The organism is Paraburkholderia sp. IMGN_8 (assembly GCF_038050405.1).
GTDB lineage: Bacteria > Pseudomonadota > Gammaproteobacteria > Burkholderiales > Burkholderiaceae > Paraburkholderia.
On record NZ_CP150901.1, the window covers coordinates 2354225 to 2377707 of the forward strand.

Annotated in this window: 21 protein-coding genes; 12 read left to right on the forward strand and 9 right to left on the reverse strand. The window is 62.2% G+C overall.

Going from position 1 to position 23483, the window contains the following annotated elements:
* Window positions 1-42 precede the first annotated feature (42 nt).
* From WN982_RS31660 to WN982_RS31670, 3 genes are all read right to left on the reverse strand, one after another.
* Window positions 43-1320 (reverse strand): FAD-binding oxidoreductase, encoded by a 1278-nt coding sequence (locus WN982_RS31660; protein ID WP_341315977.1) that lies wholly within the window; start codon window positions 1318-1320, stop codon window positions 43-45.
* Window positions 1321-1373: 53 nt separating this feature from the next.
* Window positions 1374-2042 carry a haloacid dehalogenase type II gene (locus WN982_RS31665; RefSeq protein ID WP_341315978.1) on the reverse strand — a complete coding sequence of 223 codons (669 nt, stop codon included), beginning with the start codon at window positions 2040-2042 and terminating at the stop codon, window positions 1374-1376.
* A 239-nt stretch (window positions 2043-2281) separates the two neighbouring features.
* Window positions 2282-3790 carry an aldehyde dehydrogenase family protein gene (locus WN982_RS31670; RefSeq protein WP_341315979.1) on the reverse strand — a complete coding sequence of 503 codons (1509 nt, stop codon included), beginning with the start codon at window positions 3788-3790 and terminating at the stop codon, window positions 2282-2284.
* A 279-nt stretch (window positions 3791-4069) separates the two neighbouring features.
* Between WN982_RS31670 and WN982_RS31675 the strand changes: the two genes are divergently transcribed.
* The 4 genes from WN982_RS31675 (at window position 4070) to WN982_RS31690 (ending at window position 8018) form a co-directional block, all read left to right on the forward strand.
* Complete coding sequence (locus tag WN982_RS31675) at window positions 4070-4951, forward strand: GNAT family N-acetyltransferase (protein WP_341315980.1); 882 nt, start codon at window positions 4070-4072, stop codon at window positions 4949-4951.
* 6 nt (window positions 4952-4957) lie between these two features.
* A complete protein-coding gene (locus WN982_RS31680) occupies window positions 4958-5884 on the forward strand; it encodes a glyoxylate/hydroxypyruvate reductase A (RefSeq protein WP_341315981.1) in 927 nt (308 codons plus the stop codon).
* Window positions 5885-6069: 185 nt separating this feature from the next.
* Window positions 6070-7467, forward strand: coding sequence for an aspartate aminotransferase family protein (locus WN982_RS31685; protein ID WP_341315982.1), 1398 nt, complete (start codon window positions 6070-6072; stop codon window positions 7465-7467).
* Window positions 7468-7520: 53 nt separating this feature from the next.
* Window positions 7521-8018 carry a winged helix-turn-helix transcriptional regulator gene (locus WN982_RS31690; protein ID WP_111934233.1) on the forward strand — a complete coding sequence of 166 codons (498 nt, stop codon included), beginning with the start codon at window positions 7521-7523 and terminating at the stop codon, window positions 8016-8018.
* A 32-nt stretch (window positions 8019-8050) separates the two neighbouring features.
* On the opposite strand, the gene WN982_RS31695 is transcribed toward WN982_RS31690, so the two are convergent.
* The 3 genes from WN982_RS31695 to WN982_RS31705 all read right to left on the reverse strand — a co-directional run bounded on the left by WN982_RS31695 (window position 8051) and on the right by WN982_RS31705 (window position 11065).
* Window positions 8051-10336 (reverse strand): LPS-assembly protein LptD, encoded by a 2286-nt coding sequence (locus WN982_RS31695; RefSeq protein ID WP_341315983.1) that lies wholly within the window; start codon window positions 10334-10336, stop codon window positions 8051-8053.
* A 146-nt stretch (window positions 10337-10482) separates the two neighbouring features.
* On the reverse strand, window positions 10483-10881 hold the full coding sequence (locus WN982_RS31700) for a hypothetical protein (protein ID WP_341315984.1): 399 nt from the start codon (window positions 10879-10881) through the stop codon (window positions 10483-10485).
* Window positions 10874-11065: a hypothetical protein gene (locus WN982_RS31705; protein WP_341315985.1), complete on the reverse strand. Its 192-nt coding sequence runs from the start codon at window positions 11063-11065 to the stop codon at window positions 10874-10876. The genes WN982_RS31700 and WN982_RS31705 overlap by 8 nt, the downstream gene beginning before the upstream one ends.
* A 337-nt stretch (window positions 11066-11402) precedes the next feature.
* Here WN982_RS31705 and bamA point away from each other — a divergent pair, with 337 nt between their 5' ends.
* Window positions 11403-13712, forward strand: coding sequence for an outer membrane protein assembly factor BamA (gene bamA / locus WN982_RS31710; RefSeq protein WP_341315986.1), 2310 nt, complete (start codon window positions 11403-11405; stop codon window positions 13710-13712).
* A gap of 340 nt (window positions 13713-14052) precedes the next feature.
* Window positions 14053-14832, forward strand: a complete 780-nt coding sequence (locus WN982_RS31715; RefSeq protein ID WP_341315987.1) for a response regulator transcription factor — start codon at window positions 14053-14055, stop codon at window positions 14830-14832.
* A gap of 142 nt (window positions 14833-14974) precedes the next feature.
* Here the strand turns inward: WN982_RS31715 and WN982_RS31720 are convergent, their stop codons facing one another.
* Both WN982_RS31720 and WN982_RS31725 read right to left on the reverse strand, forming a co-directional pair.
* Window positions 14975-15295, reverse strand: coding sequence for a hypothetical protein (locus WN982_RS31720; RefSeq protein WP_341315988.1), 321 nt, complete (start codon window positions 15293-15295; stop codon window positions 14975-14977).
* A 122-nt stretch (window positions 15296-15417) separates the two neighbouring features.
* Window positions 15418-15780, reverse strand: a complete 363-nt coding sequence (locus WN982_RS31725) for a DUF2866 domain-containing protein (RefSeq protein WP_341315989.1) — start codon at window positions 15778-15780, stop codon at window positions 15418-15420.
* Window positions 15781-16205: 425 nt separating this feature from the next.
* Between WN982_RS31725 and WN982_RS31730 the strand changes: the two genes are divergently transcribed.
* Together WN982_RS31730 and WN982_RS31735 are read left to right on the forward strand one after the other, a co-directional pair.
* Window positions 16206-17675, forward strand: coding sequence for an ATP-binding protein (locus tag WN982_RS31730; protein WP_341315990.1), 1470 nt, complete (start codon window positions 16206-16208; stop codon window positions 17673-17675).
* A 4-nt stretch (window positions 17676-17679) separates the two neighbouring features.
* Window positions 17680-18378, forward strand: a complete 699-nt coding sequence (locus WN982_RS31735; RefSeq protein ID WP_341315991.1) for a response regulator — start codon at window positions 17680-17682, stop codon at window positions 18376-18378.
* 56 nt (window positions 18379-18434) lie between these two features.
* Here the strand turns inward: WN982_RS31735 and WN982_RS31740 are convergent, their stop codons facing one another.
* The gene (locus WN982_RS31740; RefSeq protein ID WP_341315992.1) at window positions 18435-19379 is read right to left on the reverse strand and encodes a LysR substrate-binding domain-containing protein; all 945 of its coding nucleotides are present in this window, start codon (window positions 19377-19379) and stop codon (window positions 18435-18437) included.
* A gap of 136 nt (window positions 19380-19515) precedes the next feature.
* On the opposite strand from WN982_RS31740, the gene WN982_RS31745 reads away from it, so the two are divergent.
* From WN982_RS31745 to WN982_RS31760, 4 genes are read left to right on the forward strand one after another with little or no spacing between them, the layout of a single operon-like run.
* On the forward strand, window positions 19516-20598 hold the full coding sequence (locus tag WN982_RS31745; protein ID WP_341315993.1) for a tartrate dehydrogenase: 1083 nt from the start codon (window positions 19516-19518) through the stop codon (window positions 20596-20598).
* Between the two features lie 35 nt (window positions 20599-20633).
* Window positions 20634-22106, forward strand: a complete 1473-nt coding sequence (locus tag WN982_RS31750) for an NAD-dependent succinate-semialdehyde dehydrogenase (protein ID WP_341315994.1) — start codon at window positions 20634-20636, stop codon at window positions 22104-22106.
* An 8-nt stretch (window positions 22107-22114) separates the two neighbouring features.
* Window positions 22115-23092 (forward strand): succinylglutamate desuccinylase/aspartoacylase family protein, encoded by a 978-nt coding sequence (locus WN982_RS31755; RefSeq protein WP_341315995.1) that lies wholly within the window; start codon window positions 22115-22117, stop codon window positions 23090-23092.
* A 34-nt stretch (window positions 23093-23126) separates the two neighbouring features.
* Window positions 23127-23471 carry a cupin domain-containing protein gene (locus WN982_RS31760; protein WP_341315996.1) on the forward strand — a complete coding sequence of 115 codons (345 nt, stop codon included), beginning with the start codon at window positions 23127-23129 and terminating at the stop codon, window positions 23469-23471.
* The last annotated feature ends 12 nt before the right edge of the window (window positions 23472-23483 follow it).

The window sequence follows — 23483 nt, forward strand, 5'->3', positions numbered from 1 at the left end:
GATGTGTGCTTGGTTTTGACTGACTAATAAAACAACGAGGACTCAATAAAAAATGTCTTTGATGCGGTAATACGTCCCAACGAGCGGCAGGAACCAGGGTTTGCCGGTGTGGCCCGGAATGGCCGGCCACTCGGAGGCGCGCCACGGATTGCGCTCTTCGTGGCCGTCCATCACGTCGGCCATCACCTGGCCCATGTGCGTCGACATCTGCGTGCCGTGGCCGCTATAGCCCATCGAGAAGTAAATGCCGTCATGCTGGCCGGCATGCGGCAGACGATCGGCGGTCATATCCACCAGACCGCCCCAGCAGTAGTCGATGCGGGCGTTCGCCAGCATCGGGAACATCCCGGCGAGACCTTGCTGCAGAATCCGGCCGCTCTTCGCGTCGGACGGCCGCTCGGACGCCGTGAAGCGCGCACGGCCGCCGAACAGCAGGCGTGAATCGGGCGTCACGCGGAAGTAGTTGTGCATCAGGCGCGTGGTGGTGTACGCGCGCCGGTTCGGAAACACCTGCGCCAGCAGTTCCGGCGGCAGCGGCTCGGTCACGACGATAAACGAACCGACCGGTGCGAGACGGCGCCGGTACCAGCCGAACGGCCCATGCCGCGACGGTCCGGTGGCGATCAGCACCTGCTTCGCGCGCACTTCGCCGCGCGCCGAGGCAACTCGGAATCCGCCGCTGCCCTCTTTCACGATCGCCGAGACCGCGGCGTTCTCGTAGAGCTTCGCGCCGCGGCGGACCGCGGCATCGGCAAGACCGACCGTGAATTTGCCCATATGCATCTGCCCGCCATGCCGTTGCAGCAGCCCGCCGTGGAAACTGTCCGACTGGATTTCGCTGCGAATCCGCTCACGGCCGATCAGTTCGATATCCGTATCGACTTCGCGCCGGATCAGCTCCGCGGTTTTCTCCAGATGCGCCAGGTGATGCGGCTTCGACGCCAGTTTCAGCTTGCCGGTGGCCACATAATTGCAATCGATGTTTTCTTCGCGAATCAGACGCTCGACAGTGTCGACCGCATCCGAATACGCGCGATAACATGCGCTCGCCCGCTCCACCCCGAGTTGCGCGACCAGCGCGACGAAATCCTGCGCGACGCCGGTATTGACCTGCCCGCCGTTACGGCCGGATGCGCCGCCGCCGATGCGCCCGGCGTCGAGCACCGTCACCGATGCGCCGCGCCGCCCGAGCGCCTGGGCCGCCGACAGCCCGGTGAAGCCGCCGCCGATCACGACCACATCGGTCTGGCCGTCGACCGGACCTTCACACGCCGAGAGCAGCGGCGGCGCAGTGTCGAGCCAATAGGAGTCGAGCTTCATCCGGTCTGTCCTTGATCAGGCAATGAGCGAGGCGGTGGAAGTACAAACAGCACTTACAGGCCGAGTTCCGCGGCGAGATGCGGAATGTCGTTGACTTCGTAGTATTGGTAGTACGGCGTTGACGGTTCGTGGCCGCGATTGACGAAGGCCTTGTGCTTGACTCCCATGTCATGCACGGTCATCAGGTCGTAGCGCAGGCTCGACGACACGTGCAGCACGTCTTCCGGATTGCAGTTGAGCTGGTCGAACATGTATTCGAAGCCTTGCATGCGCGGCTTGTACGACTGCGCCTGCTCGGCCGTGAAGACCGCGTGAAACGGTGCGCCGAGCTTGTCGACGTTGCTCTGGATCTGGTTGTTCGAAGCGTTCGACAGGATCACCAGCTTGTACTTTTTCGCCAGACGCGAGAGACCTTCCGGCACGTCCGGGTGCGGACCCCAGGTCGGCACGGCCGTGTAGATCTTCTCTGCTTCCACTTCATCGAACTCGACGTTCATGCGCTTGCAGGCACGGCGCAACGCGTTGACGACCACGTCGCGATACGGCTTCCATGCGCCGAGCACTTCGTCGCGGCGATAGCCTGCGTAGAACGCGACGAGTTTCTCCAGATCTTCGGCGTTCAGCACGTGGCCGAACATCGCGCGGGTCATGTCGGCCATGCGGAACTTCGTGAGGGTGCCATAGCAGTCGAAGGTGATGTATTTCGGTTCGAATTCGATCATGGTGTCAGTCCTATCGTTGAGATGAACTCGCTGCGAGTTCAGTGGCGAAAACAGCTAAAGCTCATTCCTGTGAAAGATTTAATCAGCGCAAAAACATAGATGTTCCTGATTCGAACGCCGCCGGTGACACAAAACATTCGTTTTGAGGCCGTCGCGCAGCAGAGTCTGCGGCGGCCGGGCGGAAAGGTCCGTCCGTGCTGGCCTGGTGGCTCGCCCAGGGAAACCCCTCGGGGCAACCGTCAGGGCCGCAGATCGATCAGCACGCTCTTGAAGCGCAGATTCGCCTCGTAAGCCTGGCGGCCGAGGTCCTTGCCGATGCCGGAGCGCTTGTAGCCGCCCGTGGGGATCATGAAGTCGGAGGTGCGGCCGTAGCGGTTGACCCACACGGTGCCGGCCTCGAGGCCGCGCACGAAGCGCAGCGCGCGGCCGAGGTCGGCGGTGTGCACGCCCGCGGCGAGACCGTACTCGGGATGCTGGGCGAGCGCGAGCGCTTCTTCTTCAGAGTCGAAGGTTTGCAGTGTCAGCACCGGGCCGAACACTTCCTCGCGCACGGCCTCGGAGTGGGCCGTGACGTCCGTGAGCAGCGTCGGCGTGTAGAACGCGCCGGCTAACGCACCAGCGGCCCCGCCGTCGGCCCGCACACCGCCATAGCGCAGCGTCGCGCCCGCGTCCAGCGTGCGCCCGACAATGCCTTCGATACGCGCCGCCTGCGGCGCGGAAATAATCGGCGACAGCGTAGTGCCCGCCGTCCACGTCGCACCGGGCTTCAGTTCGGCGAAAATCTTGCCGATGCGCTCGGCCAGCGGTTCCGCCAGGCTTCGCTCCACCAGCAGCCGCGAGCCCGCCACGCAGACCTGTCCGGCATTGCCGGTGATCGCGCCGGCAATGCGGCGCGCCACGTCGTCGAGGCGCGGGGCGTCGGCGAAAACGATTTGCGGACTCTTGCCGCCCAGTTCCAGCGTGACCGGCTTCGTGCCGCTGCCGGCACAGGCCGCCATGATCGCGGCGCCCGTGCGCGTGGAGCCGGTGAAGGTGACCTTGCTGATCTTCGGATGACGCACCAGCTCGTCGCCGGTCACGCGCCCGTCGCCCTGCACCACGTTGAAGATGCCGGCCGGCACGCCCGCCTTCACGGCCAGTTCAGCAAGCCGCAGAGCCGAAAACGGCGTCATTTCGGACGGCTTGAGCACAACCGCGTTGCCCGCCGCCAGCGCGGGTGCGATCTTCCACGACGCCATCACGAGCGGGAAATTCCACGGCGCAATCGCGCCGATCACACCGTACGGCTCGGCGATCGTCATGCCGAGATGATCGTGATCGGTCGCGGCCACGTCGCCGCCCAGCTTGTCGGCGAACTCCGCGTAGAAACGGATGCCCTCGGCCGTGAACGGCACGTCCCAGCCGATCGCCTGGCTGATCGGGCGGGTCGAGCCGAGCGCTTCCAGGCGGCCCAGCGTCGTCGCGTCGACTTCGACCAGATCGGCGAAACGGCGCAGGATTTTGGCGCGCTCGCGCGGCGCCATCCGCGCCCAGCCGCTGGTTCGGAACGCCTGCCACGCATTCTCGACCGCGCGATCCACCATTTCAGCGCCGGCGAGCGGCACGGATGCGTAGATCACGCCGTCCGAGGGGCGCGCCACCTTGATGCGACGATCACCGCTGCGCGCGCCTTCGTCTTCGTCGACATATTGGCCGCCGATGAAATGCCCGCTGCGAATCGCGACGTCGTCCGGATTGAAACTGTCCATGAGAAAGGTTTCCTGAGTGGCTTGCTGATGGGCCCGGGCATCGCATGTGAACCACGCCGCCGGCATAACGAAATCGTAGGGCCGCGAGCGCGGCATATGTCGCCGACAAAAATCCCCGTTCAGCAGAACACGCCTGTTATGAACGCCCGGACCGAGCGTTTTGTATCGAACTTCGCTGCGGAGCTTGCGAACGCCCGTGATAAAAAGATCGTCCTAGTCACACTGCGCGCCGGATGACAAAGTGACGGCGTAAGTCTTCAGCCATTCAGGGAGTACGGCGTGTCCGAACCGATCACCTATAGACGCTTCACCAACGACGATATCGCCGCCGCGCACGCGCTCACGATCGAACTGAAATGGCCGCATCGCGCGGACGACTGGAGATTCGTCGCGCAACTCGGCATCGGTTTCGTCGCGGAAGACGCGAGCGGAGTGATCGGCACGGCGTTGTGCTGGAAGTTCGGGGCGGACCGGGCCTCGCTGGGGATGGTGATCGTGTCGCCCGCACAGCAAGGGCGCGGCATCGGCAGGAAGTTGATGGAGCTGGTGCTTGAAGAACTCGGCAGCCGGGTCACGTTCCTCCATGCCACCGTAGCGGGCCAGCCGTTGTACGAAAAGCTCGGCTTTCGCGCGCTCGGCACGCTCGACCAGCATCAGGGCGCGGCGTTTCAGCCGCCCCTCGTCTCGCTGCCGCCGGGCGAGCGTCTGCGCCCGCTCGGTTCGAGCGACACGGCGCGGCTGGTGGAACTGGCGTCGCAGGCGAGCGGGCTGGACCGCAGCGAAGTGTTGCCCGCGTTGTTGAGCGCCGCCGACGGCATCGCGCTCGACCGCGACGGCGAACTCGTCGGCTTCGCCCTGTTTCGCCGCTTCGGCCGGGGTTTTGCGATCGGACCGGTGGTCACGCCCGCGTCGGCGGATTCGAGCCGCGCCAAGGCGTTGATCAGCCATTGGCTGGCGCTCAACGAAGGCGTGTTCGTGCGGATCGATACGCCGGGCGAGAGCGGGCTGACTGAGTGGCTGGAACAGCTGGGGCTGCCGCGCGTGGATACGGTCGTCAAAATGGTCCGTCATGCCGCGCCGGACGGCGCGACCAACACAACCGGCCTTGGCAAGGACGCCGCTTATCAGCAGTTCGGCATCATCAACCAGGCGATCTGCTGATTCATCATGGCCTTCCTTTATAAAGCCGACCCGGCGCGCGGCGCGCAATGGGCCAAGCTGTTCGCGCAAAAAGCGCCGGACTTGCCGTTTCATATCTGGCCCGATCTCGGCGACCCGGCGGCAATCCGCTACCTCGCCGCCTGGCAGCCGCCTGACGATCCCACTCGCACCTTCCCGAATCTCGAAGTCGTGTTTTCGGTCGGGGCGGGCATCGATCAGTTCGACCTGTCGGGCGTGCCGGCGCATGTGCCGGTCGTGCGGATGATCGAACCGGGGATTGTCGAAGGGATGGTGGAATACGTCACGCAGGCCGTGCTGACGATTCATCGCGATCTGTTCGACTACGGTCTTCAGCAACAGCAGCAGGTCTGGCGGGAACAGCCGCTGAAGCCCGCGAGCGAACGCCGGATCGGCGTGCTGGGACTGGGCGTGCTCGGCACCGCGGTGCTGGAGCGGCTGCGTCTGTTCGGCTTCGCATGCGCGGGATGGAGCCGCTCGCCGCGCGCGATCGACGGTGCCGATTGCTATGCGGGCGAAAGCGCCCTCGACGATTTTCTCGCCCGCACCGATATTCTGATCTGCCTGCTGCCGCTGACGCCCGCCACACGCGGCCTGCTCGACGCTGAGTTATTCGCGAAGCTGCCGCGCGGTGCGTCGCTGATCCAGACGGGACGCGGTCCGCATCTGAATCAGCAGGACCTGCTTGCGGCGCTGGACAGCGGCCAGTTGCAGAACGCGATTCTCGACGTCACCGACCCCGAGCCCTTGCCCGCCGGTCATCCGCTGTGGACGCATCCGCGCGTGCGGATCACCCCGCATATCGCCAGCGCGACGCGGCCCGAAACCGCCGTCGACGTGGTGCTCGAGAATCTGCGCCGGCATCGCGAAGGCCTGCCGATGGTCGGTCAAATCGACCGGACGCAGGGATATTGAAGCCGCATTGAGCGCGACATGGCGGGGCCGCGTCCGCTTTTCAGTGTCCGCAGCAGAAAATGCTAAGCACGTGCAGCAAAACGCGTCGCGCGCGCTTTTCAGGCAATTGTTTAGCTGAGCGGGCAATCGTCGCAGGTCAGTAGTATGGAACGGTCAACAGCCCTCTTCCGCGACGAGAAACCACCATGCCGATTCATTCGCTTATCGAAGCCGACCGCAAACATCTGATTCACCCGGTCATCAACTACCGCGTGCACGAAGCCCGTGGCGTCACTGTCCTCGAATCCGCCAGCGGCGCGTTTCTGCGCGACGCGGCAGGCAACGAACTGCTCGACGCATTCTCCGGCCTGTGGTGCGTGAACGTGGGCTACGGCCAGCAGAGCATCGTCGAGGCCGCCACCGAGCAGATGAAGAAACTGCCCTACGCGACCGGCTATTTTCACTTCGGCTCGGCGCCGGCGATCGAACTGGCGGAGAAGCTGGTCGAGGCGTCGCCCGCTTCGCTGCAACACGTTTACTTCACGCTCGGCGGCTCGGACGCAGTCGACTCCGCCATTCGTTTCATCACGCATTACTTCAACGCGACGGGGCGGCCGTCGAAGAAACACATCATCGCGTTGCAGCGCGGCTATCACGGTTCATCGTCGATGGGCGCAGGCCTCACCGCATTGCCGGCGTTCCATCGGAACTTCGATCTGCCGTTACCGACCCAGCATCATCTGCCATCGCCGTACACGTACCGCAATCATTTCGCCGACGACGCCGCGCTGATCGCCGCCTCGGTCGCTGCCCTCGAAGCGAAGGTGGCGGAGCTCGGCGCGGATCATGTCGCGGCCTTCTTCTGCGAACCGATTCAGGGCTCGGGTGGCGTGATCGTGCCGCCGGTCGGCTGGCTGAAAGCGATGCGCGAAGCCTGCCGCAAGCTCGGCATTCTGTTCGTCGCCGACGAGGTCATCACCGGCTTCGGCCGCACCGGTCCGCTGTTTGCGTGCCAGGCCGAAAACGTCGAACCGGATCTGATGACCGTGGCAAAGGGCCTGACCGCCGGCTATGCGCCGATGGGCGCGGTGCTGATGTCCGACGAAATCTACCAGGGCATCGCCGATGGCGACGCCGAAGCGATCGTCGGTCATGGTCACACGTACTCGGCGCATCCGGTTAGCGCGGCGATCGGCCTCGAAGTCATGCGGCTGTATCACGAAGGTGGCCTGCTCGCCAACGGCGTGGCGCGCGCCCCGCGTTTCGCCCGGGGCCTGGATGCGCTGCTCGCCCATCCGCTGGTCGGCGACTCGCGCCACCGTGGCCTGCTCGGCGCGCTCGAACTCGTCGCGGATAAAAACAGCAAAGCGGGTTTCGATCCCTCGTTGAAACTATCCGATCGGATTGCTGCCGCCGCGTATGAAAACCGCCTGATCTTCCGCGCGTTTGGCGACAATATTCTCGGCTTTGCACCGGCGCTGTCGTACACCGAGGCGGAGTTCGATCTGATGTTCGAGAGACTCGAAAAGACTCTCGACGACGTTCTCGCGCAAGCCGATGTCAGGGCCGCGCTTAGGGACAAAAGCCATGTCGCTGCGTGCTAGAGTAGAGGATTCTTAGAGACCCATTCATCCATCGCCGGAGCGATAACGTTACGATGAGCAGCGACTGCAAGCTGGACCGGATTGACCTGCGCATACTTTCACAGTTGCAGAAGAAAGGCCGCATAACCAACGTCGAGCTTGCCGACGCGGTCGGCCTTTCGCCCAGTCCTTGCCTGATCCGCGTCAAGCGTCTGGAGAAAGCCGGCTACATCATCGGCTACGGTGCGCAGATCCAGCTCGAAAAGCTCGGCGACGTGCAGATCGTGTTTACCGAAGTCACGCTCGCCGATCATCGGCGGGAAGACTTCATCAAGTTCGTCAACGCGATCCGCGACGTCGACGAGATCGTCGAGTGCCATCTGGCGAGCGGCGGTTATGACTATCTGCTGAAGTTCGTCACGCGCAGCGTGAGCCACTATCAGAGCATCGTCGAAGGTCTGCTGGAGCGCGATATCGGCATCGAGAAGTACTTCAGCTACGTGATCATCAAATCGCCGTTCGTGAAGAGCCACTACCCGCTCGAAACGCTGTTCTCACAGAACCACAACTAGTACCCGCACCGCCACGCCATTGCCGGCGCCCGTTACGGATAATCGCTAAACCGGGATGTCGGTGCGCTTTCCGTTGTCGCCGGCGTATAACCCGGCACGTTCGCGCGAAACTGATTGAGCAAACCGTTATCGACCTGCGAAAAGCCTTTGAGCTGGAGTTGCATCAACACACGCGTGCCGGTGCTGGGCGACGTGGTCGAACTGGTGGCGTTGGTGTACTTCTCGAACGCGACACCGAGCGACCAGCAATCCGCGTCGTACTGAAGCCCCAGCAAGCCTGCGATCAGCCGATGGGCGCTCATGTCGTAATTGACACGCGCGACACTGACCACGTTGTGCGATAGTGGCCATTGCTCGGACACGATGAACTGATTGACCGGTTGATAGTCGAGCGTGCTGTTGGCGCGCGTGTAGCGATACGCGACATTCAACACCTGCCGTGCGGCCGGCGCCCAGCCAAAGCCGGCTTCCGCATGCGTGAGGTAGTGGTTGGCCTGACTGTACTCCACGGCCTGTTCCGCTGAGAAGCCCGGACCCAGCTTGTACGACGCGCCGCCGATCACACTCGTGCGCGCAACGGTGCCAATTGCGTCGTCTGTGTTGAGGGTCACGCGCGGCGTGCGAAAGTCGTACTGCTCCGCAAGGACGAAACGGGCCCGCTCGTCGCCGCTCGAAGGATCGATGAAACGCGAAGTCAGTGCAGCCGTGATGCGGTTGGAATCGGACACCCGGTCATTGCCAACGAAGCTGTTGGGCATGAACAGTTCCGCTAGTCCGAAATCGGCCGTCGCCGTATCGAACAACGGCGCGAACGACTGGTTGCGGTAAAGCGTGTACACATAGAACAGCCGCGGTTCGAGCGTCTGGATGTACGACTGCCCGAAGAGCCGCACGCTTCGTTCGAAGCGCATGCCCGAATCGAAGCTGAATGTCGGCACGTTGACGTTGAACGTCTTCGGCTGTCCGGCGGGTGCATCCGTTCCGATCGACGTCAGGTCATACGCGGCGAAATGCCATGCGAGCTTCGGCGTGATGAACCAGCCCGGACGCTCGATCGGATAACTTACGTAAGGGTTGAAAACGAAACGGCTGCCTTGCGTCGCATCGGCCGACGAGATCGTGAAGCGCGTCGCATCCGCTTCGGCGCCAAAGTCGAAGCCCCCTACGTTGTAGCGCGCATAACGGACATTGACCTGCGGTTCGCGGTTATAGGTCGAGTCGCTCGAGAAAGCCTGCCAACGCTGCTCGCGAGCCAGCACACTCCACGGCCCGCTTGTGTAAGTCAGACCCGCTTCCTGCTGATACAGCGTGGTGGAACCCGTCGGAAACGCGACACCCGACGCAAGATCGGTCACCACCGTCGAGTCCGAGACCCGGTTGTAGTTGACGTAGGCGGCAAAGCCCGAGCCGAGATTCCAGTTCTGATTCAGCGAGATCGAGTAGCGATCGGTTTTGGTGATCGCGTCGTGCGGCAGCCACGCGACCGAAATCGACCCCGAATCGTTCGGCTGGAGATAGCGGTAGTCCGCCGTCAACATCTCCCCTCTTTTCGACATGATGCGAGGCGTCAGGGTGAGATCGTAGTTCGGTGCGAGGTTGAAGTAGTACGGCACCGAAACGTCGACGCCATTGGTCGAACTCATCGAGAACGTCGGCGGCAGGATGCCGCTGCGCCGCGCGCCGGACAATGGAAACGATAACCACGGACTCGCAAGCAGCGGCACACCCTGGAAAAACAGCACGCTATTGTGCGCGATCCCCTCGTCGTTGCCGCTATCGATGTCAAATTCGGAGGCCTTCAGATACCACGCGGGATCCGACTCGCATTGACAGGTGCTATACGTACCGTGATGAACGACAGTGCGCTCGTTATCGACCAGATCCGCGCGTTGAGCGCTGCCCCAGCCTCCAGTCAGATGAAACCGGTACTTGGGCACGCTGATGTAGCCTTCATTCGCCTCGACGTAATAATGTGCGTCTGGTCCGTCGAACACATTGCCATTGTCGACCAGTTGCACCTGCCCGTAAGCGTCGGCCTTATCGCTATCGACGTCGTAGTGCAGCGCATCGCCCTTGACGATCGACGCGTACCGCCGCAGTTGCGCGTGCCCCTTCAGCGAAACGTCCGTGTCGGTCGTGGTGGTCATCGAATCGCCGATGACCGACGTAGCGGGCTTGTCTCCCGCCCGTAAGGGCTGCTCGGTCAGTTGCGGCTCAAGCCGCAGGCTCCAGACGCCGTCGAGCGGTTCCGGGACCGCAGACGCGCCGACTAATTGTGCATATCCGGCAAGCGGCACGCATCCGGCCGTACCCAGCATGAACGAAACGACAGGCCTTAAGCGTAGGCGTCGAAATACACCGCGTAGTATCAAAACAGATAAGTTTCGGAAAGGATGACAGACGCATCAAGGCGAACGGAAACCCTGACGTGCGTCAGGATGAACAGCGGGGAGTGCGCGCGGCGCTATTGGAGCGTGACGTCGTTAGAGCGGGAATCCGCCACGCCTGCCGCGCCCGCTGCGCCACCCAGCGCCTGCAGCAGATACGGAATCTGGTCTGCAGGCAAAGAAAACGATAGCCCCGCGCTACCGGATAGACGGAACCGGATCACCACCATTTCCATGCCGTTCAGTCTGCCGACTTCCCACCCCTGGCAGTGCAGCGCGAAGCCCATCTCCTGATTGTCATGAAGCACGCGGTCGGCGTGCTCGATTGCGTTCGGGAGCGCCACCAGCAGGTCATTGAGCACCGAACGGTGGAGTGCCGCCGTGGGTTGATTGCCGTGTATCAGCAGATATTGACCATCTGCCGTCAACTGCATATCGGTGATCGAATTCAGCATGAAGGTCGACGGATCAGGCACGGCGTGCGCCCTCCTGCGTGCCTGCGGAACGGTCCACCGCCCTGCCTTGCGCTGCGCTCACCGTGCTGCCGGACACGTCGCGCAACGTGCGCATCGACGCCGTCGCCAGACGTGCTGAAAAGATCGGCGATGAGCTCGCGCGTAAGACAGCCGCAAGAATCGCCGGTGAAAGAAATTCGATCATGATCAATTCTCCAAATGGTGCTACGCAGGTAGCGGAAGCCGACCATTTGACGATACCAGCGCAAGAACGGTTTCAGGTTACGCGTGCCCTACGCTCCCTTCGGATCTGTAACGCATTATTTCGACGTCCCCACTGTAATCCGCACCGGCCCGAGCAGCCGGCTCGACGGACGCGTTAGCAACCCTAATGAGCGGAAAGTTTTCGGTAACGGATGGCAGGGAAGCACGCTCCTATACTTCGCGCTTTCCAGAGCCATGGAACGTCGTTTCGAATGCACCGCTCGCTGTCGAGCGTACTCGTTTGCGCTTCGCGCGCTGCATCAGGACAGAACCCCAAGATGAATCTTCAAGCTTTAACGAGCCGTATCGCGGGCGCGCTCTCGCTCGCCGGCATCACGCTGACAGCCGGGTCGGCTCACGCGGCACAGCCGTTCGTCGTGCAAGACATCCGGATCGAGGGACTCAAACGCATCGAACCCGGCACCCTGTTTGCCTATCTTCCTATCAAGCAAGGCGGCATGTTTAGCGACGACAAGGCTTCGGAAGCCATTCGCGCGCTGTATGCCACCGGTTTCTTCAACGAAGTACGCATCTCGACTGAAGGCAATACCGTCATCGTTCAGGTTCAGGAACGGCCGGCGGTCGGTACGATCGACTTTGCCGGTATTCACGAATTCGACAAGGAAAACCTGACCAAGGCGCTCAGTTCGGTCGGGCTGTCGCAAGGCCGTTACTACGACAAGGCGCTGGTCGACAAAGCCGAGCAGGAGTTAAAGCGCCAGTACCTGACGCGCGGCTATTACGCCGCCGAAGTGACCACCACGATCACGCCGATTGACCGCAACCGCGTGGCGGTGCTGTTCTCGGTCGCAGAAGGCCCGAGCGCGAAGATCCGCCAGATCAACTTCATCGGCAACAGCGCATTCAGCACGGACACGTTACGCGACGAAATGCAGATGTCCACGCCGAACTGGTTCTCGTGGTACACGAAGAACGACCTGTACGCGAAAGACAAGCTGACCGGGGACCTGGAGCACATTCGCTCGTACTACCTGAACCGCGGCTATCTGGAGTTCAACTTCGAGTCGACCCAGGTATCGCTTACGCCGGACAGGAAGGAGATGTACCTGACGGTCACGCTGCATGAAGGCGAGCCGTACACGATTTCGTCGATCAAGCTCGCAGGCAACCTGCTCGATCGCGAGAGCGAGCTAACGCAGCTGATCAAAATCAAGCCGGGCGAGCGCTTCTCCGCCGAAAAACTTCAGGCCGCCACCAAGGCCGTCGTCGACAAGCTCGGCGAGTACGGTTATGCGTTCGCCACCGTCAACGCATTGCCGCAGATCGATCAGGAACACCACAAGGTCGACCTGACGCTGCAAGTGGACCCGAGCCGCCGTGTGTACGTGCGTCACATCAACGTGGTCGGCAACACGCGCACGCGCGATGAAGTGGTGCGCCGCGAAATGCGCCAGCTCGAAAGCTCGTGGTTCGATTCGAACCGCCTCACGCTGTCGAAAGACCGGGTCAACCGTCTCGGCTACTTCACCGATGTCGACGTCACCACGGTGCCGGTAGAAGGTTCGCCCGATCAGGTCGATGTGGACGTCAAGGTGAGCGAAAAGCCGACCGGCGCGATTACTTTGGGCGCGGGCTACTCGTCGACGGACAAGGTGGTGTTGTCAGCCGGTATCTCGCAGGACAACGTGTTCGGCTCGGGCACCAGCCTCGCCTTGAACGTGAACACCGCGAAGACCTACCGCACGCTTACTCTGACGCAAACCGATCCGTACTTCACGGTGGACGGCATCAAGCGGATCACCGACGTCTACTACCGCACGACCTACCCGCTCTATAACTACACCGATACGAGTTTCAGGATCCTCACGATCGGCGCCGACCTGAAATTCGGCATTCCGTTTTCCGAAGCCGACACCGTCTATTTCGGCCTCGGTATCGAACAGAACCGGCTGACGACGGATTCCTTGACTCCTCAGAGCTACAAGGACTACGTGGCGGAATTCGGCCATGTGGTGAACAACGTGCCCATTACGACGGGCTGGGCCCGGGATAACCGCGACAGCGCATTGGTGCCTAGCCGGGGCTATTTCCTGCAAGGCAATGGCGAAGTCGGCACCCCGGCTGGCGGCACCGAGTACTACAAGGCGGACGTTCAGGCGCAGTATTACTATTCATTCGCGCGCGGCTTCATTCTCGGCCTGAATCTTCAAGGCGGCTACGGCAACGGCTTCGCGGGAAAGGCGTACCCGATCTTCAAGAATTACTATGCGGGTGGCATCGGCTCGGTACGCGGCTACGATTCGGGTTCGCTCGGTCCTACCGACAAGACGACTGGCGACCCTATCGGCGGCTCGCGGATGGTCGTGGCCAATGTCGAGATGACGTTCCCGCTGCCGGGCACCGGCTGGGACCGGACACTGCGCGTCTTCACCTTCATGGATGCGGGCAACGTCTGGGGCGACGAAGGCAACAGCACAGGTGCCAACGGTTTGCGGTACAGCTACGGCGCCGGTCTCGAGTGGATCTCGCCGATCGGACCACTCAAGCTGTCTCTCGGCTTCCCGCTGATCAAACACGCCACCGACAAGTACCAGAAATTCCAGTTTCAGATCGGCACATCGTTCTGATCGTGAACGCCCGCGGTCATTGCATGAATACCGCGGGCATGACACACACCAACGCGCCATCCGGTCGCGTTGTCAGGTGCCCACCGGGCCTGAATCGGTTCGCAACCCGTTCAAAGCTCCGCATCTTCGCCCTCCTGCTCCGACTTCACAAAGTCTCCTCAATTTCGCCATTGTTGCTCCGACATTAATACATATCATTCGCTCATCATCAGCGCGACCGCGTACGGTCCGCTTTCCGAGTTCGATATGTCGTTCCAAAGCAGCGGATGGTTGAAATGGCTGAACGTGAACGTCGCACAGACTGCAACCGTCGATTCCGGTTGGGGGGTAACGCAGATTTATGACTATTAACCTTCTTGTAGTCGAACCGGACCAATCAGTCCGGGATCAGTTGCGCTTTCACCTTCATAAGAACCAGATCGCGCTCTCTGTACTGTATAGCGCGGCTCAGCTTGTCAGCCGGGTGGAACTGGAGTGTCCGTCAGCGATTCTATTGCGCGCCGAGCAGCCGATGATCGAGGCGCGAGAGGCGCTCCGACAACTGCGGTTAGCGGGCTACGACATGCCCATATTCGTACAAAGCACCTCCGACGAGATCGTCGACAAAATCGTCGCTTTCGAATTGGGTGCGGACGACTATATCGTCGACCCCGTCGATCCGCACGAATTGACCGCCAGGATCAAGCGCGCCGTGCAACGCTGCAACCGGACGCTTTGCGACGCACCGGAAATTCGTGAGAAGGTTTCGTTCGGCAGTTACCAGATAGACTTCGCTACGCGACGGCTGCTCAAGAACGGCTGCGAAATCTCGCTGCGATCCGGCGAGTTTGCCTTACTCAAGCTGTTCGCAAGCAACCCGATGCGAATATTGACGCGCTCGATGGTCAACAGCCAGCTAGGAAGGGCTGAGAGCCAGAAGGCCAGTCTGGATGTTGCGGTCTGCCGCTTGCGCGGCGTGATAGAGGCAGATCCGTCCGCCCCCAAGTTCATTCAGACCTTGCGCGGACGAGGCTATATGTTCGTACCATCGCCAGAGTCGCCACCCGCGCATGGGGCGCGCGAAAGTGCGAGTTTTGCCGGTCACAGGGAGTTTGGCGAACGAGGCACTGGGGCCGTATGACGACCGGGTCGATATGAAGAGCGATTGATTTGCAACTCGCGTCGTGGGACAGGCGTAACGCTCACGCTGCACGATGGAAGATACTGAAAGATTCCCGCGAACGGGATCGCACGGCACTTTGCGTGCTTGCCGCCATGCGGCGCTATTTTCGATCTTCCGCCACCGCTAGCTGCATGATAGGCAACGTCATCGCGGCGTCGATCACGTCGACATAGTCGTCATACAGGTCACTGGTTGCCGCCAGCAGGCCACCGAACCCGTAGTGGAAATCCGCCGGAACGATCGGCCTGAACCCCGCGGCATAGTGGGCCCGTGACGCGCACCCGCTCAGATCATCTGCGCCACCCGCGGGAACGCGGCCATTGCCGTGTGTGAAAGCATTTATACCCTCCAATCGCAAACCATGGCGGATCGAAGGGCAGCAGATCGCTGCCACGGCCAGAACGAGTATGAGGATGCGCATAAAAGAAACACCGAAATTTAAGTCTGCCAGTCAGACAGACATAGGATACCGAAGTTTTTTGGTTGAATTACAATCCCTTTCCGCCGAACTGAAATACCTGCGACAGTGAGATTCAACAGCGCTCAAGCGCGCCGCAGACGCACGCGGCCCGCAGGCGTAGCGGGGTCGTCCGTCAGGGTGTGGCGCAGACCGTTGCGATGCGTACGCACGCGCTCCTTGATCTCGGCCTCGGTCGCGGCGCCTCGCACGGCAATGCAAGAGTACTCACCGTTGCGGTCGATCCACTCGACGATCCGGCAGCACTCGCCCCACGGTTGCATGAGCGGCGCAGATACGCGGCAGCCGCATATCTTCACGACGTCCGTCACCCGTGCTGCGCTAACGCCGCTTTCCGCCTTGCAGCGGGCTCTGTCAGCGGTGACTGTCTTTCGGCCGGGCCGGAAACCGCGCGACACGGCACGGTTCACAGGTGAGGAAACTTGCATGAGATTGCTCCACTGACGGAACTGACCACCGGATATGGCCTCTTGGTCAGGCCACCGTAAAAATGCCACGCCATCTTATCTAGGCAACGCGCAGACACAACGAAGAAAGGATGGAGAAGTTGTGGAGATTCGTCGGCAACGGTGGATTGACGCGGCATTCATCTAGAATTCAGCCATGCAAAGTGAAACTATCCGTACTCGTCCGAGCCACCCTTTCGGGGTCTTTCTCTCCCACGCGCGGCAGCGGCGAATGAAGATGCGCTTTGGCATTACCTGGAAAATGTTCCTCGCGGTATTAGTCGCTTGCCTGGCGATTTCTTTAACGATGGGCTACGCCGTGCGCGTGAGCTTCGAAAACGGTTTCCTGCACTACGTTCGGGAGCGCAACGCCGGGCGCATCAAAGCCGTCATGGCGAAGGTGACGAGTGAATACGCCGCTCGCGGTAACTGGAATTTCCTGCGCGAGCATCCCGACGCCATGGCTCGCGCTGCTGGACGGTGCCGCACACGACGCCCTGCGCGAAGAGCAGGCCACAGCGCAACTGGGCAAGCCGCCGGCCTGGCGAACCTTTCCCGGGAGCGGAAGCGTTCAGCAACTGCTCGGACCGCTCTCGGGCCCGTCCGAAGGACCGCACTGGGGCATGCGCCTGCCGCCGGCGCCGCCGTCCAATCCCGGCATCACGATAGAGCGTGACCGTGTGTCAGCAAGCGGTGTCGTGGGCGGCGACAGTAGCTATGACCGGCCGCTCCCTCCAGCCCCTTCGTCCCTGTCGCATGACGGCATGATTCGTAACACTTCACCCGAGGGGCCGCCCGTCACACTCTACGACGCCAGCCACGAACTCGTGGCGAGCAACGGCCAGCCTCCGCCACCCGGCAGCGCGATGAGACCCGTTGTCTACAACGGCAAGGTAGTGGGCTGGCTCGCCGCGACCGGGCCCGACACCCTTTCGGACGCCGCCGACATCGCCTTCCAGGCGCAGCAGCAGCGCGCGACCCTGGAGATCGCGGGCGTTGCTGTCGTGCTCGCGGCGCTAGTCGCGCTGATACTTGCGCGCATCGTTCTCGCCCCGGTCAAGCGTTTGATGAATGCGACCCATCGCCTTGCTGGCGGAGACTACACGGCGCGGGTGCCCGCCGGCAGACGCGACGAGCTTGGCCGGCTTGCGTGCGACTTCAACGTATTGGCCGATTCGCTGCATAAAGCCGAGCGCTCCCGGCGCGATTTCATTGCGGATATTTCACACGAGTTGCGCACGCCGCTCGCCGTGCTCCGCGGCGAGCTGGAAGCGATAGAAGACGGTGTGCATGTGTTCGACCACGATTCGCTCGCTTCACTGCAAACCGAAGTGAACATGCTCAACAAGCTCATAGAGGATTTATACGAGCTTTCTCTGAGCGACGTCGGCGCACTCAGTTATCGCAAAACGCCAACTCATGTCGGGCAACTGGCGCGAGCTTCGATCGAGGCCATGCGGGAGTCGTTCAAGGCGAAACGAATTGAACTCGACCTGACCTGTATGCCGGCAATCGCCAACACCACTTTCGCGGTCGATCCCGCGCGTTTCGTACAACTGCTGAAAAATCTGCTGCAAAATTCGTTGCGTTATACCGATCCGGACGGCCAGGTGCGCGTGTCGCTTTCGCAGAGCGCCAGCGGTTGGCAACTTGACGTGCAGGACTCGCTGCCCGGTGTGCCCGAGGCCGCGCTCGGGCATCTGTTCGACCGCTTCTATCGCGTGGACGAATCACGCAGCCGCCAGAACGGCGGCGCGGGCCTGGGCCTCTCGCTGTGCCACGCCATTGTGACGGCGCATGGCGGCACGATCGACGCCAAGGCCTCGCCTCTAGGCGGCGTCTGGATCACTGCCCGCTTTCCGCCGGAAGGAGACTGACATCATGACCGAAGGGCGCCCTTCGCACATCCTGATCGTCGAGGATGAGCCCAAGCTTGCCGCCGTGCTCGAAGATTATTTGCACCTCGAGGGTTTCATCACCACGATCCTCGACGACGGCCATCACGTGATGCCATTCATTCGCTCAACGCCGCCAGCGCTGATGCTGCTCGACCTCATGCTGCCCGGGCGCAGCGGCATGGACATTTGCCGCGAGCTACGGCAATTTTCGGCATTGCCCGTCATTATCCTGACCGCGCGTATCGACGAAATCGACCGCCTGCTGGGTCTCGAGATCGGTGCCGACGACTACGTCTGCAAACCATTCAGTCCGCGCGAAGTGGTTGCGCGCGTCAAGGCGATCCTGCGCCGTGCGATGCCTGCCGCCCCCGCTGCCGACGGTTTGCCCCAGGCGCCACGCGGTCTAGAAGTCGACGAGCAGTTTCATCTTGCTTTACTCGACGGCAAGGAGCTCAAGCTCACGCCTCTTGAATTGCGGCTCCTTGCACTACTGATGAAATCGCCGGGACGCATTTTTTCTCGCGACTACCTGCTGAGCCACCTCTACGCGGATCACCGGGTGGTCACCGACCGCACCGTCGACAGCCATATCAAGAACCTGCGCCGCAAGCTGCAGGGAGCACGGCCGGACAGCGAACCGATCGCGTCCGTATATGGCGTAGGCTACCGTTTGGAAATCTGATCGATACGACCGGATGAGTCAATGCCGTCCTCATCTGGCGCGAGCCATGTTCCCATTCAGGTCGCCTGGCCCGCCGCCGCTGTTGGCTCAGGCGGCGGACTCCATTGCGCGAATTCCTCGCTCAGAAAGTCGACGCACACCCGCACCTTTGCCGATTGCGCGAGACGCGCCGGATACACCGCCCACAGGTTCGCGGGTTGCGTCACGTCCGGAAGTATCTGCTGCAACTGCCCGCTTTCGAGCAGCGGCCGCACGTCCCACATCGAGCGCAGCACGATACCGCGGCCGGCCAACGCCCATTGCACGGCCACTTCGCCGTGATTGGTGGACAACGGCCCGGTGACCTTGATCGACACTGTTTCGCCACGCGCTGTTAAACGCCAGAGACCGAATGGATGATCGCGCTCCTTGATCGCCAGACACGCATGCGACGACAGATCGGCGAGTTGCCGCGGCGCGCCGTACCGCGCGAGGTACTCGGGCGACGCGCACAATACCCGATGATTCGATGCGAGCCGCTTCGCGATCAGATGCGAGGCAATTTCGTCGCCGATCCGGATATCGAGGTCGAAGCCCTCGGCGCCCACGTCGACGAGGCGGTCGAACAGATCGAGCCGCACGCTCAGCTGCGGAAACCGGTCCGAGAAACGGGCGAGCGCGGGCGCCACGTAGCGGCGGCCAAAGCCGAAGCTGCTGGAGATACGCAACTTGCCGCCCGGAATGCGGCGGGTGGTGGAGACGTCTTCCACGAGCTGCTCGACGTCGTCGAGAATTTTTTCGGCCCATGTGTAGACCCGCTCACCCGCTTCCGTGATCGCGACTCGCCGCGTGGAACGGTGCAACAGCTTCGTGCCGAGCGTAGTCTCGAGCACATTGATTCTTTTGCTGACGTACGCCGCCGAGACTGACAAAGCCTCGGCCGCCGCGCTGAAACTCGATTTGCGCGCCACTTCGCAAAACACGCGCAAATCGCCGAGATCGGGTGATGGGACGGTGTTCATAGGTCGTTTATTTGCACATGCGTTTGTACACGAATCGTGCACAGTGGCTTAACTAAAGTGACCATTTTAAGCTTAATTGGCAGGAATAAAATAACCGCTATCGAAACGTCGAAAGTCCCATTGGAGGAGCAGGAACATGTCGAAGAAATATCGGATCGCAGTCATCCCCGGCGACGGCATCGGTGTCGAAGTCATGCCGGAAGCCGTCCGCGTGCTGGACATCGTCGGTAAGCGCTTTGGCATCGAACTGGAATACCAGCACATCGAATGGGCGAGCTGCGAGTACTACGCGAAGCACGGCAAGATGATGCCGGACGACTGGAAGGCCCAGTTGCAATCCGCCGACGCGATTCTGTTCGGCGCGGTCGGCTGGCCTGACACGGTGCCCGACCACATCTCGCTGTGGGGCTCGCTCTTGAAGTTCCGGCGCGAATTCGATCAGTACATCAACCTGCGCCCTGCACGTCTGTTTGCCGGCGTGCCTTCGCCGCTCGCGGGGCGCAAGGCCGGCGACATCGATTTCTGGATCGTGCGCGAGAACACCGAGGGCGAGTATTCGTCGGTGGGCGGCGTGATGTTCGAAGGCACCGAGCGCGAATTCGTGTTGCAGGAGTCCGTGTTCACGCGGCACGGCAGCGAGCGCGTGCTGAAGTTCGCGTTCGATCTCGCGCAAAGGCGCGAGCGCAAGAAGATCACCGTCGCGACGAAGAGCAATGGCATCGCGATCAGCATGCCGTGGTGGGACAAATGCGCGGCAGGCATCGCGGCGCAATACCCGGATGTGGCATGGGACAAGCAGCACATCGACATTCTCTGCGCGCGTTTCGTGCTGAACCCGGACCGCTTCGACGTGGTCGTGGCGACCAATCTGTTCGGCGACATCCTGTCCGATCTCGGTCCGGCCTGTACCGGCACGATCGGCCTCGCGCCCTCGGGCAACCTGAATCCCGATCGCAAGTTTCCCTCGCTGTTCGAACCGGTGCACGGCTCGGCGCCTGATATCGCCGGCAAGAACATCGCCAATCCGATCGCGATGATCTGGTCGGCCGCGATGATGCTCGACTTCCTCGGCAATCACGAAGGCCGCGAACGCGAGGCGCACGACGCGATTCTGGCGGCGATCGAAGCGACGCTGATCGAAGGTCCGCATACCGGCGATCTCGGCGGCAAGGCGAGCACGGCCGAGGTCGGCCAGGCGATCGCGGCGAAACTGGCTTAAGCGAAGTTGAGCAAAGGGCAATCAAGGGGAACCGTATGGCACGTACTTTTGAAGTGAGCGAGCTGATTCGCTCCGACAATTTCATCGACGGACACTGGACGCCGGCTCAAGAAGGCGCACGCTTTGCCGTCACCGATCCGGCCACCGGCAAGACGATCGCCCAGGCCGCAGACAGCAGCCCGGCCGACGCGCGCGCCGCCACCGATGCCGCTGCCCGCGCTCTGCCGGCGTGGCGCGCATTGCTGCCGAAAGAACGCGCGGCGGTGCTGCACCGCTGGCATGCGCTGATCGTCGCGAATCAGGAAGCGCTCGGCGCGCTGATCTCGCTCGAACAGGGCAAGCCGCTTGCCGAAGGCAAAGGCGAAGTGGCGTATGGCGCATCGTACGTCGCCTGGTTCGCTGACGAGGCCACCCGCATTTACGGCGATCTGATTCCGCAGCAGCAGCGCGGCAAGCGCATGACGGCCGTGAAGGAGCCGATCGGTATCGTCGCGGCGATTACGCCGTGGAACTTCCCGCTTGCGATGATCGCGCGCAAGATCGCCCCGGCGCTCGCCGCCGGTTGCACGGTGATCGCCAAACCCGCTGAAGACACGCCGCTCACCGCCTCGGCGCTGGTCCTGCTCGCACACGAAGCCGGCGTGCCGGCGGGCGTGCTGAACCTGATCACGGCGTCGCGCGATCACGCGGTTGCGACCGTCGCGGACTGGCTGCACGATGCGCGCGTGCGCAAGATCACCTTCACCGGCTCGACGCCGGTCGGCAAATATCTCGCACGCGAATCGGCGGAAACGCTCAAGAAACTGTCGCTGGAACTGGGCGGCAATGCGCCCTTCATCGTGTTCGACGACGCGGACCTCGACGCCGCCGTCGCCGGCCTGCTCGCCGCCAAGTTCCGCAATGGCGGCCAGACCTGCGTGTGTCCGAATCGCGTGTATGTGCAGGCAGGTGTGTATGAGCGTTTTGCCGGTATGCTGGCCGAGCGCGTCGGTGCGCTGAAGGTCGCGCCCGCCACCGATCCCGCCGCGCAGATCGGCCCGATGATCAACACGCGTGCGCTCGACAAGATCGCCCGCCACGTCGACGACGCCGTGTCGCACGGCGCGCGCGTGCTGACCGGCGGCAAGCGCCTGCCCGAACTGGGCGCGCACTATTACGCGCCCACCGTGCTCGCCGACGCCACCGCGGACATGCAGTTGAATATCGAAGAGACCTTCGGCCCGATCGTGCCGCTGTTCCGTTTCGACGACGAAGCCGAAGCCGTCCAGGCCGCCAACGACACGCCGTTCGGCCTCGCCGCGTACTTCTACAGCGAAAGCGTGAAGCGCATCGACCGCGTGTCGCGCGCACTCGAAACCGGCATCGTCGGTATCAATGAAGGCGCGGTCGCGAGCGAGGCCGCGCCGTTCGGCGGCGTGAAGGAATCGGGCTACGGACGCGAAGGCTCGAAGTACGGTCTGGACGACTATCTGTCGATCAAATACCTCTGCCAGGGCAATCTCGAATGAGCACCGGAATGAGCACCGAGGCCTATCCCATCGAAGTCGAATTCCCCGATATTTCGGCGCATGAACACTCGCCGTCCGGCATTGCCTACGTCCATACGTTCGACTCGGGCGCGCCGGGACCGCATGTGATGATCAACGCGCTGACGCACGGCAACGAAGTGTGCGGCGCGATCGTGGTGGACGAATTGCTGCGCCGCGGTTTGAGGCCGCGGCGCGGACGCTTGACGCTTGCCTTTGCGAACGTCGCCGCGTATCGCAGCTTCGATCCTGCGAAACCCGACGCGGCCCGTTTCGTCGACCAGGACTTCAATCGCGTGTGGACCGCCGCGGTGCTCGACGATACGTCGCGCACGTCCAGCGAACTGGCCCGCGCGCGGGAAATGCGGCCGGTAATCGACAGCGTCGACGCCCTGCTCGACCTTCATTCGATGCACGAGAAAAGCGCGCCGCTGATCGTCTCGGGACCATTGCAGAAAGGAATCGACCTTGCGGTCAGGCTCGGCACGCCTGCCACCGTGATCTGCGACGAGGGTCATCCGGAAGGACGGCGGATGCGCGATTACGAAGGGTTCGGTGAGCCGGACAGCTCGAAAAACGCGCTGCTGATCGAGTGCGGCCAGCACTGGGAACAGAGCGCGGTTGCGGTGGCGCGCGATACGACCGCGCGCTTTCTTCTGCTGGCGGGCGTGGTCGACGAGGCGGATCTGCCGGCCGGCTGGATTGCACCGCTGCCGCCCGGTCAACACGTCGTGCGGGTGACACAACCGGTGGTGGCCGAGAGCATGGATTTTCGTTTTGCGGCGCCCTACACCGGGCTGGAAATTTTTCCGCAAGCCGGCGCCGTGATCGGCTGGTCGAACGGCGCACCCGTGCTCACGCCTTACGACAACTGCATGCTCGTGATGCCCTCGCTGCGGCAACTGCGTCCCGGCGTCACCGTCGTGCGGCTGGGCAAGGTCGAACGAACCATCACAAACAGCCGGTGAGCTGACTCCCGCACATTCAAAAGGTAACGTGAGCATGAAGGTTCAACACATCAAACAAAGCGTGAATCTGCAGAACCTCGAGGATTGGGGCACAGCAGGACTGCCCGGCACGACGCCGATTAAGGTGTCGGGCGTGCAACGAGTGATCAAGGGCAGCGAATCCATCGACACCGGTATTTTCGAGTGCACGGCGGGCACCTACCGCCGTTCAGTGAAGCAGGCCGAAGTGATGCACTTCCTCGCGGGCCGTGGACGGTTCACGCCTGATAACGAAGAGACCGTGCACTTTGAAAGTGGCGACACGTTGTTCTTCGAAGCCAACACGGAAGGGCTTTGGGAAGTCGAAGAGACCATGCGCAAGGTCTACGTGATTTTTTGAAACCGGGGCAGA

What these genes read in the sequence shown, in the direction of transcription:
- WN982_RS31680 (WP_341315981.1), top strand. Translation starts at nt 4,958, where the DNA reads ATGGCCTTCCTTTATAAAGCCGACCCGGCGCGCGGCGCGCAATGGGCC.
- WN982_RS31720 (WP_341315988.1), bottom strand. Translation starts at nt 15,295, where the DNA reads ATGCGCATCCTCATACTCGTTCTGGCCGTGGCAGCGATCTGCTGCCCT.
- WN982_RS31660 (WP_341315977.1), bottom strand. Translation starts at nt 1,320, where the DNA reads ATGAAGCTCGACTCCTATTGGCTCGACACTGCGCCGCCGCTGCTCTCG.
- WN982_RS31695 (WP_341315983.1), bottom strand. Translation starts at nt 10,336, where the DNA reads ATGCTGGGTACGGCCGGATGCGTGCCGCTTGCCGGATATGCACAATTA.
- WN982_RS31750 (WP_341315994.1), top strand. Translation starts at nt 20,634, where the DNA reads ATGGCACGTACTTTTGAAGTGAGCGAGCTGATTCGCTCCGACAATTTC.
- WN982_RS31670 (WP_341315979.1), bottom strand. Translation starts at nt 3,790, where the DNA reads ATGGACAGTTTCAATCCGGACGACGTCGCGATTCGCAGCGGGCATTTC.
- WN982_RS31665 (WP_341315978.1), bottom strand. Translation starts at nt 2,042, where the DNA reads ATGATCGAATTCGAACCGAAATACATCACCTTCGACTGCTATGGCACC.
- bamA (WP_341315986.1), top strand. Translation starts at nt 11,403, where the DNA reads ATGAATCTTCAAGCTTTAACGAGCCGTATCGCGGGCGCGCTCTCGCTC.
- WN982_RS31685 (WP_341315982.1), top strand. Translation starts at nt 6,070, where the DNA reads ATGCCGATTCATTCGCTTATCGAAGCCGACCGCAAACATCTGATTCAC.
- WN982_RS31715 (WP_341315987.1), top strand. Translation starts at nt 14,053, where the DNA reads ATGACTATTAACCTTCTTGTAGTCGAACCGGACCAATCAGTCCGGGAT.
- WN982_RS31755 (WP_341315995.1), top strand. Translation starts at nt 22,115, where the DNA reads ATGAGCACCGAGGCCTATCCCATCGAAGTCGAATTCCCCGATATTTCG.
- WN982_RS31690 (WP_111934233.1), top strand. Translation starts at nt 7,521, where the DNA reads ATGAGCAGCGACTGCAAGCTGGACCGGATTGACCTGCGCATACTTTCA.
- WN982_RS31705 (WP_341315985.1), bottom strand. Translation starts at nt 11,065, where the DNA reads ATGATCGAATTTCTTTCACCGGCGATTCTTGCGGCTGTCTTACGCGCG.
- WN982_RS31760 (WP_341315996.1), top strand. Translation starts at nt 23,127, where the DNA reads ATGAAGGTTCAACACATCAAACAAAGCGTGAATCTGCAGAACCTCGAG.
- WN982_RS31740 (WP_341315992.1), bottom strand. Translation starts at nt 19,379, where the DNA reads ATGAACACCGTCCCATCACCCGATCTCGGCGATTTGCGCGTGTTTTGC.
- WN982_RS31735 (WP_341315991.1), top strand. Translation starts at nt 17,680, where the DNA reads ATGACCGAAGGGCGCCCTTCGCACATCCTGATCGTCGAGGATGAGCCC.
- WN982_RS31745 (WP_341315993.1), top strand. Translation starts at nt 19,516, where the DNA reads ATGTCGAAGAAATATCGGATCGCAGTCATCCCCGGCGACGGCATCGGT.
- WN982_RS31725 (WP_341315989.1), bottom strand. Translation starts at nt 15,780, where the DNA reads ATGCAAGTTTCCTCACCTGTGAACCGTGCCGTGTCGCGCGGTTTCCGG.